Below are 17,196 nucleotides of genomic sequence, written 5' to 3'. Positions count from 1 at the left end.
TGATGGAAAGCGAACGCCCCACCCGCATGATGCCGGCCGTGCCGCTCGGCCGCGAGCCCCATCACATCCGCCAGCGGATCGAGGCGCTGGAGTTCATCCTCGAACGCAGCTTCACCGTTCCTGGCTGGGGCCGCAAGTTCGGGATCGACGCCCTGGCCGGGCTGATCCCCGTTGCCGGCGACCTGATCACCGCCGCGATGAGCGCCTATCTCGTGTGGGAGGCCCGCAATCTTGGCCTGCCCAAGTGGAAACTGGCGCGCATGGCATTGAATGTCGGCATCGATACGACGCTCGGCGCGGTCCCGCTGGTCGGCGATGCGTTCGACTTCTTCTATCGCTCGAACAGCCGCAACCTGGCGATCGTCAAGAAGCACCTCGACAAGCATCATCCGGAAAGCCGCATCATCGAGGGCTGATTTGTGCCGCGGACCGCGCTAGTGCCATCGCCATGAGCGACGTTACCTATTCGTCCTATTTGGACCTCGAGAAGATTCTCAATGCGCAGCACCCGGCATCGGACGCGCATGACGAGCTTCTGTTCATCGTCATCCACCAGGCGAGCGAGCTGTGGCTCAAGCTATGCCTGCACGAGCTCGATGCCGCGCGCGACCTGATCGCCGAGGATCACCTACGCCCCGCCTTCAAGATGCTCAGCCGGGTGGCAATGGCGCAGCGCCAGCTGATTTCGAGCTGGGACGTGCTGGCGACGATGACCCCCTCGGACTATTCGCAGATCCGTCCCCATCTGGGTAATTCGAGCGGTTTCCAGTCGGCCCAGTACCGGCTGATGGAATTCATCATGGGCGGGCGCGACCCCGACATGGTGACGATGCACGAGGCTACGCCGGACGTGGCCGCGATGCTGCGCGCCGAACTCGACAAGCCGTCGCTCTACGATGTCGCGCTCGCCCTGCTGAAGGCACGCGGGTTCGAAATTCCGTCCGCGGTGATCGAGCGTGATCGCCACGCGCCGCACGAGAATTCCAAGGCGGTCGAGAGCGCGTGGGCGGCGATCTATGCCGAGCCAGAGAAATACTGGGAGCTATACGAGCTGGCCGAGAAGCTCGTCGATCTCGAGTATCACTTTCAGCGCTGGCGCTTCGGCCACTTGAAAACGGTGGAACGGATCATCGGCTTCAAGCGCGGGACCGGCGGCACCGCCGGTGTCGCCTATCTGGAGAGCGTGCTGCAGAAGGGGTTCTTCCCCGAGCTGCTGTCGGTGCGCACCGTGCTCTAGGCGCGGACGACGAAGGCGAAGCTGGTGCGGTTTTCGCGCCTGTCCTGAACGTCGCGTACGAGGATTTCGAGGCCGTAGAGCTGCGCCGTGCGCTCGGAGGCGAGGACCGCGCAATGGCGTTCGTCGCAATTGTGCACCGTCATTGCAGCGACGGCGGTGTTGACGTCCTCGATTTCGCGCCAGTCGTGCCTGGCGAGGAATTCGCCGCATTGACGCAGGGCGACGGGGTGGCTGCGGACCGTGTCGATCGCGTCGAGCGAGACACCGGTCAGTCCGAGGCAATGCACGGCAATGTCGAGATCGTTCTCGCCGACCACTTGCAGGGCCGGGTTGTCCAGCAAGTCGGCGACGCCCGGGACCGGGCCTGCGACGGTATTGCGGGTCGGGATTGCGGCCATCTCCACCTGCCCGGCCTCGACGGCCGCGATGGCCTCCGCGAAACCTGGTCGTCCGACCGGATCGTGATCGGGGCGGAAGGTATGGCAGGCGATCTCGGCATAGGCACCCGGGACACCCGCATATGCGATTCGTGGCCGTACCATGGCGTTACGCCGCTCCTTTCAGCTGCACCGCGACATCTTCGACGATACACAGCACCTTTGCGTGCGAACATGCCAGTGGGAAGAGCGTTTCGCCATACCGAAGCCGCGTTTCGAACTCGCTATCGGCCAGCACTTCCCAGCGCCGGGCGCGGGCCAAGGATGCGTCGGAGACCCGTGCCAGCGCGAGCGCCGAGGGCTTGTCGCCCGGGCCCCTGAGCTGCTCGATAACGGCAAGTCCGTCGTCGCGGTCGAGTGCCAGCCACCACGGATCGGACCGCGAGAGTTCGATCACCGCGACGGCCGACCCGGTGCGGGCGCGGGCCAGCGCGGCTTCGACGCTATCGACCGCGACGATCGGTGCCGCCGCCCCGAATCGCGCGGCGCTGCGGGCGGTGGTGCCGGACGGATCGGTCGGGGCATGGATGACGATGTCGGTGCGGCGCTGCGCCTGCAGGCTCAACGCCATCAATTCGCGCCACACGGTCGCGAGGCTGCCTCTCGGCATCGTGCTCAAAGCCGAGAGGCGGTCGATCACCTGTTCCTCGCGGTCCGGCCGGACCAGGGCAACCGACTGTGCGGGATCTTTGGCGTGCGCAACCTTGCGTGCGACCGCGACGCGGCGTTCGATCAGCGCGAGGATCTGGTCGTCGAGCGCGTCGATCTCGCTGCGCAAGGCCTCGAGCGCGGGCGGATTCTGGGTATGACGGGACATGGGATTGGTCTTTCGGATGCGGCGCGAGCGATCGTCGCGCGGGATTTACCTGCAATGTCGAAAATTACGGGCGCCCTTGGGCTGCTCCGTCGATCACCGGCACGCCCGGTCGGCGTACCGGCAGGTAAACGATCCGAAATAATAGAAGCCCCGCACGTCCGAAGCGGTCAGGTGAAAATCCCGATCATTCGTCATGGCGTTGCTCCTTCGCGCTCCTCGTGGCGCAGGCAGGAACTTCGCAGCGAAGCCCCGGTCGGTCAATCTGGTCGATGCGAAGGCGAAGGAACGTGGCGTATGCGCAACACAGGCAATTAAGGTCACCAGAAATTTACCGTTAAACCCTTGAGCTCGCGGAGCGAAATTAAGCCGCGTTAAGAATTTAGGACATATTAACCTTTTCTGTTCAGAACTGGCCATGTTAACTTCTACGCGAAATGCGAGGGCGGGGGTGCCGTCGCGATCGCGGCCCGGAGGGTTGGAATACCGGGGAGCTAGGGGATACGAGATGCGCGTACTGCTTATCGAAGACGAGCCGACAACCGCCAAGGCGATCGAGCTGATGCTCAGCACCGAAGGCTTCAACGTCTATTCGACCGACCTCGGCGAAGAGGGCTTGGACCTCGGCAAGCTGTACGATTACGACATCATCCTGCTCGACCTGAACCTGCCCGACATGCACGGCTACGACGTGCTCAAGAAACTGCGCGTCGCCAAGGTGCAGACGCCGGTCCTGATCCTGTCGGGCATCGCCGAAATGGATTCGAAGGTCCGCAGCTTCGGCTTCGGCGCTGACGATTACGTCACCAAGCCGTTCCACAAGGACGAGCTGGTCGCCCGCATCCATGCCGTGGTGCGCCGTTCGAAGGGCCACAGCCAGTCGATCATCCGCACGGGCAAGCTCGCGGTGAACCTCGATGCCAAGACGGTCGAAGTCGACGGCGCGCGGGTCCATCTGACGGGCAAGGAATACGCGATGCTCGAGCTGCTTTCGCTGCGCAAGGGCACCACTCTGACCAAGGAAATGTTCCTCAACCATCTCTATGGCGGGATGGACGAGCCCGAACTCAAGATCATCGACGTCTTCATCTGCAAGCTGCGCAAGAAGCTCTCGAGCGCCTGCGGCGGTGAGAACTACATCGAAACCGTCTGGGGCCGTGGCTACGTGCTGCGCGATCCGCAGGACGAAGTCGAAGCCGCCTGATCCGATCTCTCCCCTCGTCACTGGTGTGGCGACTCCTTTCACGCCCTTCCGGCTCCGCGCCTGAAGGGCGTTTTCTTTTGCGGGAATGGCGGTCACGGTCCGTCGCAGTTGAGCACTGGCGCCAAGCTATCTAAAGCGCCCGCCATGACAGCGAACAAGCCCGGCGATCCGACCACGCTCAACCGACTCTACGGACGTTCGGTCGGCAAGCCTCTGCGCGCGGGCAAGCAGGAATTGGTGGACAACCTCCTGCCGCAAATCGCGGTGCCCGAAGAGGGCGAGGTCACCGCCGAGGGCTTGTTCGGCTTCGATCGCCCGCTGCATTTCGAGATCGGCTTCGGCGGCGGCGAACATCTCGCCCACCGCGCCGACCTTCTGCCCGACCACGGCTTTATCGGTGCCGAGCCGTTCCTCAACGGGGTCGCCAGCGCGCTGACGCATATCAAGGAGGGCGGGCTGGCGAATGTCCGTCTCCACCACGGCAATGCGCTCGACGTGCTCGCGCGCGTGCCCGCCGGCGCGCTAACGATGGTCTACCTGCTGCACCCAGACCCCTGGCCCAAGGCGCGCCATGCCAAGCGGCGGATGATGAATCCCGGCCCCCTCGACATGATCGCGGCCAAGCTGAAGCCCGGCGGCGAATTCCGCTTCGGGACCGACCACCCGGTCTATCTGCGCCACGCGCTGATGGTGATGCGCGGCTATTGCGGCGAGGGCGGTCCGTTCGACTGGCTGTGCGACGGCCCGGCCGACTTCCTCACCCGCCCCGGCGGCTGGCCCGAAACCCGCTACGAGGCGAAGGCTCGCAAGAAGGGTCACGAGGTCTGGTACTTTCGATTCAGACGACGCTAAAGTACGAAATCGTTGTAAAACAATGTACTTAGCAGATTCACCCTACGCCAGAATTGCCTCCATTTCGCCCCTTTTTCCGCTTGCGTGATTGCCCGGTGATTGCCAGAAAAGGGACACGAGGTTTCGGATGGCAACAGGAAAAATCACGAAAAAATCGATAGATGCGCTTGAGCCGAGCAGCGCGAGCCAGCTCCTTTGGGATACAGACCTCAAAGGATTCGGTGCGAAAATCACTCCAGCTGGCTCGATATCCTATGTGCTGCAGTTCCGAATGGGCGGCCGTGAAGCTCGAACAAGACGCTACACAATCGGGCCGCACGGATCGCCTTGGACACCGACGACAGCGAGAGCGGAAGCAGAGCGCCTTCAGTTGCTAATTGCGCAAGGTATCGATCCTGTAGACGACGACAAGCGGAGGCGCCGCGAATCCATCGATCTCGCATTCGACAACTATGCGTCGCATTTCGCTCGGTCCTGCAAGGGCGTTGGCTGGGCGAGGCTCGTTGAACGCGTGATCCGGCTTTACCTTGAACCGGTTATCGGAAAAAAGCCGCTTCCCCGAATTTCGAGGTCGGACATCGTAGCCGTTCTGGACAACATGCCCGAAGAACAGGTGGCCAATCGCCGGAATGTCTTCGCTGTCATGCGGCGGCTCTTTCGCTGGGCGGTCAGTCGCGGCGATATCGAGCGCAGCCCGATGGAGGGGATGGAAACGCCGCCCCCGGTCAAGCCGCGAGATCGTTGGCTTAAGGATAATGAGCTGCGGCTCGTCTGGAATGCGGCTCCTCAATGCCATCCCTGCTTCGGGCCGATCGTTCACTTGCTCATTGCCACCGGACAGCGCCGCGAAGAGGTCTCGGGAATGCATTGGCAGGAACTTGATCGGAGCGAGCGGTTATGGACGCTTCCAGGCTCGCGAACCAAAAACGGTGAACCCAACTCGATCCCGTTAAACGATCTTGCAATCGCAGAACTGGACCGGCAAGCGCGCGGCGACATCTGGCCGCGCAAAGGTAGGATATTTGCAACATCGACCGGAGCGGGTTTCACGGGCTACGCCAAGGGCAAGAAGACGCTTGATAGCGCAATCGAGGCGGAACAGGGGGATCCGTTACCTGCTTGGCGGTTGCACGATCTGAGACGAACGCTTGCCACCAACTTCCAGCGTCTGGGTGTGCGGTTTGAGGTCACCGAGGCTGTGCTCAACCACGTCGGTGGCTCGCGTGCAGGTGTCGCTGGAGTCTATCAGCGGCATGACTGGAAGGACGAGAAGCGCGAAGCCTTGGATGACTGGAACAGACATTTAGAGCAAATCCTCTCCGCACCAGACTCATTGGAGAGCGAGAGCGGTTCGAACTCTACAGGAGGCTGATGATTTGCGACACCGCCGAGCGGCACTGCTCGTGGTAATTGCGTATCGCTTCGATTTGCTCACCTCGAGTTGCTGTTACGCTGGCCTCGATCCGATTGAGCATATCAATCGCTTTCGGCAAAACCTGCGGTTCGAGCTTCCTGACAGGATGAAGGCGCTCGTTTATCCTCTCGACCAGATGGACGAAATACCCGTTGTCTGATCCGCGCGCGAGACCCAGAAAAGCTGCGGCGAGGCGGTCGGGATAGGTATCAGAGGAGGGTTGATCGTCACTTTGGCCCGCCTTCGGCGTATTTTCCGACAATGAAGTTTCGAGGAGCAGCGCATTCACATCGAGGATATCCCGCAAAGTTTGCTCGGTCAGTACGGGAACCCGGAACCCTTCTCCAGGAGTCAGGTCGACTAGGCCTTCCCCGACGAGCTGGTTCAGGCTGTCCCTTACCGGTGTCATGCTCACTCCGAAGTCGTCGGCAAGCCGCATTGCCTCCAGCTTCGTTCCGCCTCGCCATTCTCCCTCCATCAGCGCCCGCTTGAGGCGGCGATAGGTGGGTTCGAGAACGTGCGCGGGGCTCACGGCCGATAACGCTGCGCTTCGGCAAATTCGCGAACAGCTTCCTCCTGGTCCGGACGCAGGCCATCGGTAGCCTGCGGATAATCGGGCACATCGCGGCGAAGAAGGATCGAAGGACATTGCCCCTCATAGTTTCCGAGATTGGGGCGATGCTGGATGTATCCTGCCAGCTCAGCAAGTTCAGGCGAGAAGGTTTTGGCAATCTGTGGCGGATAAGCGAGCCAGAGGTTTTCATATGGCTTAAGCCAACCGAGGCTGTACCCAATCACCACGCCGCGTCGGACTCTGTTGGTATGATTTGGCCCGGCACCGTGCACGGTCGATCCAAGGAAGCAGATCGCATCACCCGGCCGGCATTCGGCCACTATCGGATCATCGAGCTGATCGAGGCTCTCAACCGCTTGCATGTGCGTACGGGGATATATCCGCGTTGCGCCGTTTTCGGCGGTGAACTCGGTGAGCGGCCAGATGACGTTGAGGAGATATTCGTGATCGCCTTTGCGGCCCGCCCACATGTCGTGATCGCAATGCGGGAATTGTTCGATCTCTCCGGGATGGATGGCGATGGCCTGTGCGACATTAAGCTGGATCTTGTCGCAAGCGTCGCCGAGTATCTCCCGAGCGATTGCCAGGACCAGAGGCTGGAGCACGAGATCACCCGCCAGTCGTGAACGGCGTAGCAGTCCGCCGAAACGCTGGGTCCGGTGACCATAGAAGTTGCCTTTGCCCATTGGCGTTTTCTCGAACGCCTCTTCAAGGTCCGCATTGAGCTCGGCGATAGTGGCATCGGGCATCAGGCGAGGGATGATGCAGTAGCCATCGGACCGTAGTTGCTCCAGCCATGGGGTGTGCGCTTTGTCGGTCATGCGGCCAGCTCCATGCTGGCATTGGCGATCCGGTATGCCTCGCCGCAGTAGATGTCGGTCCTTTCGAGATCCTCGCGCGTATTTCGATCGATATCAATCTGCAGTGCGACCAATTCCTGACCATCGATCATTTCGCCCGGTCCGAGCGGATGGCATTGCCAGCCGAAGTCTGCGATCTGGCGGAACCAGGGCATCGGAGCCACAGCCGTGTAGCCTGCAATCCCGTTCGCCAAGGCATGGTCGGCCAGCGCAGAGACAAGTTCATTGCGGGCCTTGCGCCGATCGCCGCGCGGTAGCGTTGGCTCGATGCAGAAGCGGGTGATCTCGCGGAAATTGCCATGTAATGGCACAGGTCCGGCACACAGATTCGGGAACAGATCTTTGAGAATATGAGGGCCGTCAGACCTCAGCAACCGCGCCGAAGCCCGGTGTCCGAAATCGCTTTCGGTAAGAACCAGATAGCTGGCCGAAGGCGTGTCGAACTGATCGATTTCGTAGGCGTCCTCCAGAACGGGCACATCCCATTTGAGGAGGTCAACGAAGACCCGCTTGCGCGCCTCGAACATTACGCGAAGTGCCGGATCGGCGAGACTGGCGCGAATTGCGCCCATTGATTGCTGCATTGGGTCCACCTGCAAGATTGATGACAGGCGGCACCTCAACAAATTCGCTCAATTGCAGACATACCAAGAACTGGGGATGGTGACCTTTTCGTCCTACTCCCCCGACAATTGATGGCGTGGTTGCCCAGATTTTCTGTAGCGTTAGTCAGGGGCCCCGTTTTCGCATTTTGTTGGGCGTAACCATTGGCTTCATCCAAAAGCTCCAGGTGGCCAAAATGCCCAGCATCGCCAGCGAAATCCCTGCGAACGTCATGGCGAGGCGCCAGAGGATTCCGCCCACTTTGGCAGCATGGACAGGATAGTATTTCTCGGTCACTGCGGAAGCCGCATCTCCCGAGGCCGGATCTTCGACGCTCACGATGGTTGCGGTGGCAGGATCGACCCAGACATAGCTTCGCCCGTTCGGGGTCCATTCGAAGTGCTGCCGGTAGCGTATAGCGATGGGCTCCCCTGAATCGACAGGGAGCATTATGCGCCGCGGTGCCGCCTGAGGAAAGGCCGCTTGCGCACGTGTCATGACCAAGGACCAGTCTGTTTGAAGATCAGGTGCAGAGAGATCCACGGGCAAGACCCGCGCTTCGGTTTCGGCAGCCCACGGAGATAACACCCAAGCCGATAGTGCGGGAAAGACCATGAGTGCACCGGTAGAAGCTGCAAAGATCAGAAGCGGCGAGGCAACCGCGCCCAGGTCCCGGTGATGTCGGACGATGGCACTGGTCGTGAAACGCGCGGGCCAGAGCCGCAGCCGGAAGGTCTTGCGGGTACGCCACCACAATATCAGCCCGCTGATGCTGAAACCCAGCAACAAAATGCCGAGGATGCCGGTGACCGTCTTTCCAGCTTCTCCGATGAAAAGGTAGTGATGGAGATCGAACAGCCAGAGTTCGGGCCTTTCCCACATGCTGTCCCAGCGATCGATCAGGGTGCCATCCTGAGCAAGGTAGGCACCGCTGCCATCGCCATAGATCGCCTGATGCAATCCGATTTCCTCACCCGCGAAAGTGATGCGCGAGAGCCCCGGGTCTAGTTCCAAGGCTGCCGCAATCGAGCGCCCGAGCGCTGCAGGATCGTTTGTCGCCTGATCGTCCGCACCAGGCAGCATGATCCAGCTTCCCTCCCACAACAGCACGGTGCCGGACAGCCCGATTACCGCGAGCAGGATGCCCACGATGCCACCTGTCCAGCGATGCAGCCATGAGAGAAGCTTCATCAGAAGGCGCCGCGCCAGCTTAGCGTGAAGTTGCGTCCGCGACCGGCAAAGAATCGGCTGTTGTCCGTTACACGCACAGTGTCGCTGTCGTAGGTCACGTAGAATTCATCGGTAAGGTTCGATGCGGCGAGCGCAAACTCGCCGATATCGGTACGATAGGCGATGAAGGCATCGAGCAATGTGTAGCCTTCAAAATCCGTAGCACTGGCAACGTCATTGAATTCTCTCGGAAGATAGAAGCGGGCCTGAGCGCGCAGGCTAAGCGGACCGGCGGAATAATCCGCAGCGAGATTGACCCGGTCCGGGGAGATGTTCGCTCCATCGAGATCCTCATCCACGATCCCGTCGCTATCACTGTCGGTTCTACCCGAAAGATTGGCATAGCCGCCGCTGAGAGAGAGGCCCGGAAGAGGTGTTCGCCACGCGAGGCTCGCTTCGAACCCTTCGATCTCTATGGGTTGACGTTCGACCTCGAAGACGTCGTTGCGAAGCACGAGCAGCGATCCGAAGTCGCTCGACGACCAGAAATAGCTCGCTGAAGCTTGGAGCGCTCCGCGATCCCATTCGAGGCCAAGCTCGCGATTGTTCGAGACCACGGGTTCCAGTGAAAGGAAGTCGTCGACATCGACTCCGGTTTGGGTGATGCCGCGCAAGATGCGGCCGACATCGGCAATAGTGAAGCCCTCGCCATAGCTACCGTAAGCGCGGAGCCCATCGACAGGTTCGACTATTACCCCAGCGTTCCACAAAAGGTCTTTGAACGACGGAGATCCGCCCTCCACCTGCACCGAACCATAGCTGGCGAGCGTCTGGAAATCATCAACGGATAGCTGGACATTCTCATAGCGCAGACCACCCGCTACGCGAACAACTCCATCGGCGAGCGCCAGATTGCTCTGCAGAAACGGCGCGAGGCTGCGGAAATCGCTTGGTGGCACCCACACCCTGCCGGTCTGAACCAGCGATTGTTCCGTCCGATCAAAGAGCGCATCGAAGCCTGCCGTCAGAACGAGATCTTCCAGGCCGGGAATAGCGCGTTCGTAGCTAACCTTGCCGCCTAGTTTACGCGACTGGTTGGCAGACTGATCGAAGAGAGTCCTCGACGGATCGATTGCCGGATCCTGGAATGTCCCAAAAACTCCGCCGCCGAACACATCGTTCGTGCGGCTGTAGAAGCCCTGCAGGATGAGTGTGCCTCCACCCAAATCGGGGTCCACGAACGAAGCCGATAGGAGTTCTGCGGTATTGGAGGGAGGGTCGCCCGGTGTGACGCCGCGCACGCTGGTGGACGGGACACCTGTAGCGCGATCGCCGGGAACGATGACGTAATTGGCATTTCCCTCGAGTTCAAAACGGTTGGCCACCACTTCAAACCGTGCACCGCTCGCAAGGTCATACCCCAGGCGCGCAAAGACAGACCAGCTGTCGCTGTCCTGGATTTCCCCTTGTGTTCCATCGACCCCGATCCTGTTGCCAGCACCATCGAAGAAGGCTCCACGCCGTTCGAGCGTTGCGCCGAAGCTCGCATCGAGCGGGCCGTCCCGATAACCCAGCAGGGCACCTGATTTTGCTCCGATGCCTTCGCCGTCGAAACCGTCAGGCAGTGTGAGCTGGGCGAGTGCACGCACTGCAATGCCGTCCTCGCTCGGCGCACCGACCGTGACCTGGTTCACAACACCGCCAGTAGCGCCAATGCCCTGCAAGGCGTTCGAACCATAAATCACTTCCACCCGGTCGATGAAAAACGGGTCAATCGTATATCCATCACGCGAACCGTCTCGCACCGGTGTCGATTGGGGGATGCCGTTGATGGCGTAAAGCGGCGAACGGCCACGCAGGCTTTCGCCCGCCCCACTCAGTTTTTCGCGGGTAGGCGAGAAGGAGGGCAAGAGCGCGGAGACTGCATCCACGGTCGAGCCGGAAATCTGCACCTGGCGCTGGAGAGATTCACTGTCGATCACGTCCACAGTAAGCGGAAGGGCGCTTGACGGTAGCTGGGTACGCGCCGCGGTAACGACGATTACCTCGCTGGACCCTTCCATTTCGTCGGCCTCTGTTTGAGCAACGGTCTGGGCCATGGCGGGCGAAACGAAAATGACTGCAAACGCGCTAGCGAGATATCGATACATGGACGGCTCCTTCAGAATCTGAAGGCGCCAATATTGAAATTGCGATTAATTCGCAATAGCAACATTGCGTTTTGCGGTGGTTGAACTGACTAGCGGCTCCTTGTCACAGCGTCGCACTTCGCTGAGCCAAAGGTTGGTCTCATGAAAGAATCAAAATAGATTCAAGCCGCGTACCCCCTCCGATGGCATTGCTTCACGGTCGAGCGGCAGGACCACGACCAAAGAGCGTATCGATGATGGGGCATTCTGGAACATTTCCGCCCTCGCAGCGGGCCGATACTTCGGCAAGGGTCTGCTCCAACCCTCTCAAGTCGGCAATCTTGGATCGCACGCTGGCCAGATGGTTACTGGTCAAATCCTGAACCTCGCCGCAGCTGTAGTCGTGCGAATCGACAAGGCTAAGCAGGCTTTTTAGCTCCTCGATCGAAAAACCCAGATCGCGGCCTCGCAGGATAAAGCCGAGCCGCGCCTGGTCGCCGGGTGAGTAGAGCCTGTGCCCGCTTGCCGTGCGCTCGGGCGTCTTAAGCAGACCGATCTTCTCGTAGTAGCGGATCGTCTCAAGGTTGCAGCCCGACTGTTTGGCCAGTTCGCCGCGCTTGATCATTTGTGATGCTGTCATGAGCCAAATGCCAATTAGTGCTTGAACCTGTAGTTACTACAGAGACTATATCGGTTTCCATGACCGATCAAACGCAAAAGAATGCGCAGCAAATATGGGCAAGTGGAGGCGCGCTCGGCGCGATACTCGCCTCGTCCTGCTGTATTGCTCCGCTGTTGTTGCTGAGCCTGGGCATCGGCGGCGCATGGATCGGCAATCTTACCGCGCTCGAACCTTATAAATGGGTGTTTATCGCCATCGCGCTCCTCTTTCTGGGCCTTGGATTCCGGCACACCTATTTTCGGCAAGCCGAACCTTGCGAAGACGGAACCTATTGCGCCCGGCCCGAAGCAAACCTGATCGTCAAGAGCGCCCTATGGCTGGCAACCGCTTCGATCGGTGCATCGGCCACCGTCGATTGGTGGGCGCCGCTATTCTATTAGGAGTTCGAAAGATGAAGAAGACGATGATCGCCGCAGTTGCGGTATTGGGGCTGGCCGGAGCGGGAATCGGGGCAGCGACCCTGTTGCCGCAAAACTCCGACGAACGGGTTCAACAAAATCCGGCAATTCTGCAAACGGCGAGCTTTGCGGTCGAGAACATGACCTGTGCTACCTGCCCGATCACGGTGCGGCGCGCGATGGAGGGCGTTGCGGGTGTCCATGACGTGACGATCAATTACGAGGCGAAAACCGCCATCGCTAGGTTCGATCCTGCACAAACGACCACCACTGCCATCGCAGCGGCGTCGACCGACGCCGGTTATCCGGCGACCCTTGCCGCGAGCGCGCTATGATCGCACTGAAGTCCGAGATCACATGCCCTACTTGCGGGCATAAAAGGATCGAAACGATGCCGACGGATGCCTGCTGGTTTTTCTACGATTGCAAAGGTTGCGAGGTGAAACTCCGCCCCAATGCGGGCGATTGCTGCGTCTTCTGCTCATTCGGCACCATCCCCTGCCCGCCAATCCAGGAAGCGCGTGCCGATGGCACGGGCGCCACATGTTGCGGAGGACGATGAGATGAATACGCGAAACTTCGATCTTATAGTGCTGGGTGTTGGCATGGCAGCCGTAAATGCCGCCAACAAATGCGCCTCTGCGGGCTGGTCGGTCGCTGTCGTCGACGAACTGCCTTATGGCGGCACCTGCGCCCTGCGCGGCTGCGATCCGAAGAAAATGCTTCGCCGCGGGGCGGAAATCATCAACGCAGCGCGGCTCATGCAAGGCAAGGGCATCGAGCCGAACGACATCGCGATCAACTGGCCCGATCTGGTCGACTTCACACAGACCTTTACCGACAAGATGCCCGGCCGGATCGAAAACGGTCTGGAGAGCAACGGCGTGACTACGCTTCACGGCAAGGCGCGCTTCGTCGGAGAAGATACTGTCGAAATCGACGACAAGGGGCAGTTTCAGGCAAACCACTTTCTGATCGCAACGGGCGCCAAGCCACGGTCGATAGAGGTGCCCGGTGCCGAACATCTCACCGACAGCACCGAGTTCATGCGGCTCGATACGCTGCCCAAACGCATTCTGTTCATCGGCGGCGGTTTCATCTCGTTCGAGTTTGGCCATATCGCAGCACTCGCCGGCAGCGAGGTGTGCATGATCGATCGCGGCAAGAGACCGCTTAAAGGTTTCGATGCCGATCTTGTTGAAAGACTCGTCGCGCGAGGCGAGGAAGTCGGCGTCCAACTGCGACGGCGCACGTCACTCAAATCCATCAAGAAGGACGGGACGGACTTTCTTGTCACGGTAGAAACGGACAGCGAAACGAAAGATTTGCGCGCCGATCTCGTCATCCACGGCGCGGGCCGCGTCGCGGCAATTGATCAGCTCGATCTGGCCGCAGCCAATGTCGAGGCAGGTGACAAGGGCGTTGCGGTCAACGCCTACCTGCAAAGCACGTCCAACCCGAAAATCTACGCTGCCGGGGATGCCGCCGATACGCAGGGTGCCCCGCTTACGCCTGTCGCGGTTTTCGAGGGCAAGGTAGCTGCGTCCAATATGCTCAAGGGCAACCGGACCAAGCCGGATTATTCGGGAGTTCCGAGCGCTGTATTTACCGTACCAGAGCTAGCCCGTGTTGGCATGCTCGAAGAGGAAGCACGAGAGGCCGGGCACGATATCCGCGTCGTCGAGAATGACACCGGCGACTGGTATTCCAACCTTCGCGTTGGCGAAAGCTGCGCTGCAACCAAGGTCATAATCGATAACGACAGCGACACTATCATGGGCGCTCATTTGCTCGGCCCCGAATATGGCGAAATTATCAACTTCTTCGGTCTCGCGATCCGCCTTGGGCTGACGACTAGCGATCTCAAGAAAATGGTTTCAGTCTACCCTAGCGTGGGATCGGACCTTGGCTCAATGGTGTGATTGTGTTGAAGAAGCGGTTGAATAAGGGCTTCGGCATTTTCTGATTTGCCGACACAGAGAGATGCCTGCATTGTGAACGAAACTCTTGAGCTCGTGTGACACGTCTATCCGACATCGCGCCAACGGATGATGTCGGCAAACCCGATCAACCCGTCGAACAGCGCCGCGACGACGAGGGACTGTTTACAATGGACCTGGTAGCGTTCGCGGGCCATCTTGAGATGCTGAATGACGGTTTCGGTACTGATTTCGAGTATCATGGCCGTTTCAGCTGCAGTCTTCCCTCTTGCAACCCAAAGCAAACACTCGCGCTGCCGATCGGTCAGGGAAGGGACCTTCTCATCGAACTTTTCTGAGCTCAGTCCCAGTGCACAGCTCAAAGCCAGCGTCCCGACCATTTCCGCGACAGCGAAGCACCGTCGGGGCAGTTCTCGCTCGGGCCGAACAGCAAAGGTGCAGGTACCGCGCCCTATGCCGGGCAAATGCCGCGGAACAGTATAGCCGTTGCCGATACCGCATTCCCGGCCGACATTGAGCATTTGACGGTCGCCGCGCGTGAGAGGGACGAGTTCGTCAATCCAGTCCCAGGCGAAACCGATGATGGTCTTGTCACAGGCTCTTCGCACCGGATCCTGCCCTGCGAGGTCGAAGGCAATATAGACTTTCGCCCATTCGTCGGGATAGTCGTGCAATAGCAGGCCCGGTGCCTCGCACGATGTCGAACGCATCTCCAGGCTAAGCGCCAAGTGGTCGAAGCCAAGGCGCCGGGAAACCTGTTTAAGGGCACCGTCGAGTTCAGTGTCCGAACGGACATTGACAAGTTCAGTTGCGAATTCCTCCGCGAGATATGCGTACATAGACCTGCCGTTCGATCGGCAGCACGCAATCCAACACGCCGCCACCTGACCGCCTGCTCGGTGCCTGATCAGACGGTTCCATTCCACCTGTTCCAGCAGTTGCAGTTGCGACCCTCAAGGTCCGGTTCCAATCCGGGCGCGCCGCAAAATTCAGCAGCATGCCCCACGAAAGACCATAGTGTATTCAGTGCGTTTGAAAAGGTCGGAGCCGACTTTGGCGAAGCAGGCCGAGATAGCCGTGCGACGCCATTCGCCGTGCCTCAGCCACGAGACGCTGGGTCTGGCGGCGCTGCGATGATGATTTCCAGTCAATGGCGCGCTGCGCGGACAATCCCCGATAAACGATGGTTCCAGCGATATCTTTTAGCATAATACCCTCAGGCGCCCGGCTCAAAGCATCAAGTATGGCGAGCAGCAAGTGGAGGCGGTGGGACTGATAGGCGGTGGGCTGCAACTGGTTTCGCACGGTAGGAGCAGAGGAACCATCGACACAGCAGTGAAATGCATCGAGCGCCGCCAGCCTGATCGGAAACGATTGGTCTCGAGGGATCAGATAAGTGTCTACCTCCGGTCGGGCGGAGGCCGTCATGAGCAGGCGGTGCCGAGCGCCCCTGCTGGCGAGGACCAGATGATCTCCCGCATTGCTCGCTCGCTTGACGATCACGTCACATAACGCGAGTGCCGCTTTGACTGCGTCGCCACCGCTAAGAATTACCACATGAGCGTTTTCCTCGGCTTGCCAGATTGCCGGATGGGTGCGAGCCGAAAGGTCGGGATCAATCGGGAAATTCAAGGCCCCATGAACGCGCCATTTGGCGGCAAGCTGGGGATTGCGGGTCGAAACCGCTTTCGCTGGCGATCCGTGAGTATTGTTGCCGGTACGCGGCATTGCGGCGCAGGAATTCCTGCGCGAAATCCGAATAGTCCAATGCGCCTGTCCGGTCGTTGCTGTCAAATGGTCGAGCCATGAAGCACCTCCTTTCTCGCCGATTTCGCTAGAGGCGCCAGCACCGCGCCGACATTCCATGACCTAGGGGGCCGCCTCCCCAATATTGGGCATATTTGATCAGGCGCTCGCCGAGACCGTTGCTTTCTTAGGGAAGGCGACGACCGCCGCCACAAGCGGGTCCAAAACGGCTCTACTTACCTCTTGCAAGCCATTCCTATGTTGGGCAGATTGACAGCGCGCGGATTGATATTCTGGCACCGTCCGCGTGGATCTTTCCGCCGGACATCATGCACGCCGGTCCATCGCAGGCCCGGCGGCCGGACCGATCAAGGGGCACAAACCAGGCCCCGGACGGCGGCACAGACCTGGAACCCGCACGCAGTTCGCCACGGCGAACTCAGGTTGCGGTCGCCTCCAAGTTCGAAGCATGACTCAAATTGCCGCCGAAATTCGGCACCAATCTCCCCAGTGCGTGGGTCCCGCATATTGCGCTGCAAAGGTAAGCCGAACGGTCGGTCGCCGCCGCACACTCGATGCCCTCTACCGCGAGGAACGGGCTGGACTGATCGCCTATCTTGCGCGCCGCGTGGGCTCCGAACGCGCCCGCGACCTGGCACAGGACGTGTTCCTGCGTGCGGCGACCAGCAAGCAGCTGACGGAACTCGTCAATCCGGCGGGCTTTCTGAGGCGGATTGCATTCAACTTGCTGGTGGACGAGGCGCGGCGGCAAAAGTGCCGGGTCAGGACCCAGCCACTTCTGGAGAACGCAGACGCGCCAAGCCGTGCTGCGCAAGAAGATGCCGTGCATGTCCGTGAAACCCGGCACGTGCTGGAAATCGCGCTCGCAGAGCTCCCGCAAAAGACCGCACGTATCTTCGCTATGAATCGCATCGAGAAGAAATCCTACCGTCAGATACATCTCGAGCTGGGCATCGCGCTGCCGACCGTCGACTATCACATGATGAAAGCTCTTGCGCATTTGCGTCAAACGCTGGGTCACAGCTGGTGTCTGCAGACAACCGGCCAAAAGGGACCAATCAAAATTTAATTTCAATTGAAACTAAGGTGCTCGCAAAAGTGAGCGTCATCTTCTG

At 60.0% G+C, this 17,196-nt stretch carries 21 protein-coding genes; 10 read left to right on the top strand and 11 right to left on the bottom strand.

Annotation, left to right across the window (positions count from 1 at the left end; all coding sequences use genetic code 11):
* Window positions 1-2 precede the first annotated feature (2 nt).
* A complete protein-coding gene (locus T8S45_RS10705; RefSeq protein ID WP_229658175.1) occupies window positions 3-416 on the top strand; it encodes a DUF4112 domain-containing protein in 414 nt (137 codons plus the stop codon).
* A 32-nt stretch (window positions 417-448) separates the two neighbouring features.
* A complete protein-coding gene (locus tag T8S45_RS10700) occupies window positions 449-1,237 on the top strand; it encodes a tryptophan 2,3-dioxygenase (protein ID WP_322293730.1) in 789 nt (262 codons plus the stop codon).
* Here T8S45_RS10700 and T8S45_RS10695 read toward each other — a convergent pair.
* Complete coding sequence (locus tag T8S45_RS10695) at window positions 1,234-1,779, bottom strand: prephenate dehydratase domain-containing protein (RefSeq protein WP_322293729.1); 546 nt, start codon at window positions 1,777-1,779, stop codon at window positions 1,234-1,236. The genes T8S45_RS10700 and T8S45_RS10695 overlap by 4 nt on opposite strands.
* Window positions 1,780-1,783: 4 nt before the next feature.
* Entirely contained in the window at window positions 1,784-2,491 is a 708-nt protein-coding gene (locus tag T8S45_RS10690) for a chorismate mutase (RefSeq protein ID WP_322293728.1), read from the bottom strand.
* Window positions 2,492-2,996: 505 nt separating this feature from the next.
* Between T8S45_RS10690 and ctrA the strand changes: the two genes are divergently transcribed.
* The 3 genes from ctrA (at window position 2,997) to T8S45_RS10675 (ending at window position 5,916) form a co-directional block, all read left to right on the top strand.
* Window positions 2,997-3,692, top strand: coding sequence for a response regulator transcription factor CtrA (gene ctrA / locus T8S45_RS10685; protein WP_188642713.1), 696 nt, complete (start codon window positions 2,997-2,999; stop codon window positions 3,690-3,692).
* A gap of 144 nt (window positions 3,693-3,836) precedes the next feature.
* On the top strand, window positions 3,837-4,544 hold the full coding sequence (gene trmB / locus T8S45_RS10680; protein WP_322293727.1) for a tRNA (guanine(46)-N(7))-methyltransferase TrmB: 708 nt from the start codon (window positions 3,837-3,839) through the stop codon (window positions 4,542-4,544).
* A 127-nt stretch (window positions 4,545-4,671) separates the two neighbouring features.
* Window positions 4,672-5,916, top strand: coding sequence for a tyrosine-type recombinase/integrase (locus T8S45_RS10675; RefSeq protein ID WP_322293726.1), 1,245 nt, complete (start codon window positions 4,672-4,674; stop codon window positions 5,914-5,916).
* Here T8S45_RS10675 and T8S45_RS10670 read toward each other — a convergent pair.
* From T8S45_RS10670 to T8S45_RS10645, 6 genes are all read right to left on the bottom strand, one after another.
* Entirely contained in the window at window positions 5,903-6,490 is a 588-nt protein-coding gene (locus tag T8S45_RS10670; protein ID WP_322293725.1) for a GntR family transcriptional regulator, read from the bottom strand. The genes T8S45_RS10675 and T8S45_RS10670 overlap by 14 nt on opposite strands.
* Window positions 6,487-7,353, bottom strand: coding sequence for a phytanoyl-CoA dioxygenase family protein (locus T8S45_RS10665; RefSeq protein WP_322293724.1), 867 nt, complete (start codon window positions 7,351-7,353; stop codon window positions 6,487-6,489). The genes T8S45_RS10670 and T8S45_RS10665 overlap by 4 nt, the downstream gene beginning before the upstream one ends.
* On the bottom strand, window positions 7,350-7,976 hold the full coding sequence (locus tag T8S45_RS10660; protein WP_322293723.1) for an acyl-homoserine-lactone synthase: 627 nt from the start codon (window positions 7,974-7,976) through the stop codon (window positions 7,350-7,352). The genes T8S45_RS10665 and T8S45_RS10660 overlap by 4 nt, the downstream gene beginning before the upstream one ends.
* Before the next feature lie 145 nt (window positions 7,977-8,121).
* Entirely contained in the window at window positions 8,122-9,186 is a 1,065-nt protein-coding gene (locus T8S45_RS10655) for a PepSY-associated TM helix domain-containing protein (protein ID WP_322293722.1), read from the bottom strand.
* A complete protein-coding gene (locus T8S45_RS10650; RefSeq protein WP_322293721.1) occupies window positions 9,186-11,315 on the bottom strand; it encodes a TonB-dependent receptor in 2,130 nt (709 codons plus the stop codon). Before T8S45_RS10650 ends, T8S45_RS10655 begins: the two co-directional genes overlap by 1 nt.
* A 193-nt stretch (window positions 11,316-11,508) precedes the next feature.
* On the bottom strand, window positions 11,509-11,919 hold the full coding sequence (locus tag T8S45_RS10645) for a MerR family transcriptional regulator (RefSeq protein ID WP_322293720.1): 411 nt from the start codon (window positions 11,917-11,919) through the stop codon (window positions 11,509-11,511).
* A 74-nt stretch (window positions 11,920-11,993) separates the two neighbouring features.
* On the opposite strand from T8S45_RS10645, the gene T8S45_RS10640 reads away from it, so the two are divergent.
* Genes T8S45_RS10640 through T8S45_RS10625 form a run of 4 tightly spaced genes read left to right on the top strand, consistent with a single transcriptional unit; the run spans window position 11,994 to window position 14,296 of the window.
* Entirely contained in the window at window positions 11,994-12,356 is a 363-nt protein-coding gene (locus T8S45_RS10640) for a mercuric transporter MerT family protein (protein WP_322293719.1), read from the top strand.
* 11 nt (window positions 12,357-12,367) lie between these two features.
* Complete coding sequence (locus T8S45_RS10635; RefSeq protein WP_322293718.1) at window positions 12,368-12,709, top strand: heavy-metal-associated domain-containing protein; 342 nt, start codon at window positions 12,368-12,370, stop codon at window positions 12,707-12,709.
* Window positions 12,706-12,936, top strand: a complete 231-nt coding sequence (locus T8S45_RS10630) for a GDCCVxC domain-containing (seleno)protein (RefSeq protein WP_322293717.1) — start codon at window positions 12,706-12,708, stop codon at window positions 12,934-12,936. The genes T8S45_RS10635 and T8S45_RS10630 overlap by 4 nt, the downstream gene beginning before the upstream one ends.
* Window position 12,937: 1 nt before the next feature.
* Window positions 12,938-14,296: a dihydrolipoyl dehydrogenase family protein gene (locus tag T8S45_RS10625; protein ID WP_322293716.1), complete on the top strand. Its 1,359-nt coding sequence runs from the start codon at window positions 12,938-12,940 to the stop codon at window positions 14,294-14,296.
* 104 nt (window positions 14,297-14,400) lie between these two features.
* On the opposite strand, the gene T8S45_RS10620 is transcribed toward T8S45_RS10625, so the two are convergent.
* The 3 genes from T8S45_RS10620 to T8S45_RS10610 form a co-directional block, all read right to left on the bottom strand.
* Window positions 14,401-15,153 carry a LuxR family transcriptional regulator gene (locus tag T8S45_RS10620; RefSeq protein ID WP_322293715.1) on the bottom strand — a complete coding sequence of 251 codons (753 nt, stop codon included), beginning with the start codon at window positions 15,151-15,153 and terminating at the stop codon, window positions 14,401-14,403.
* A 184-nt stretch (window positions 15,154-15,337) separates the two neighbouring features.
* Window positions 15,338-15,742, bottom strand: coding sequence for a DUF2285 domain-containing protein (locus T8S45_RS10615; RefSeq protein WP_322295226.1), 405 nt, complete (start codon window positions 15,740-15,742; stop codon window positions 15,338-15,340).
* A gap of 187 nt (window positions 15,743-15,929) precedes the next feature.
* Entirely contained in the window at window positions 15,930-16,121 is a 192-nt protein-coding gene (locus T8S45_RS10610; RefSeq protein WP_322293714.1) for a transcriptional regulator domain-containing protein, read from the bottom strand.
* A 408-nt stretch (window positions 16,122-16,529) separates the two neighbouring features.
* On the opposite strand from T8S45_RS10610, the gene T8S45_RS10605 reads away from it, so the two are divergent.
* Complete coding sequence (locus T8S45_RS10605; RefSeq protein WP_322293713.1) at window positions 16,530-17,150, top strand: RNA polymerase sigma factor; 621 nt, start codon at window positions 16,530-16,532, stop codon at window positions 17,148-17,150.
* Window positions 17,151-17,196: the final 46 nt, after the last annotated feature.

It is taken from the genome of Pseudoblastomonas marina, from assembly GCF_034374265.1.
Taxonomy (GTDB): domain Bacteria; phylum Pseudomonadota; class Alphaproteobacteria; order Sphingomonadales; family Sphingomonadaceae; genus Alteriqipengyuania_A; species Alteriqipengyuania_A marina.
This window is presented reverse-complemented; position numbering and strand designations above follow the sequence as displayed.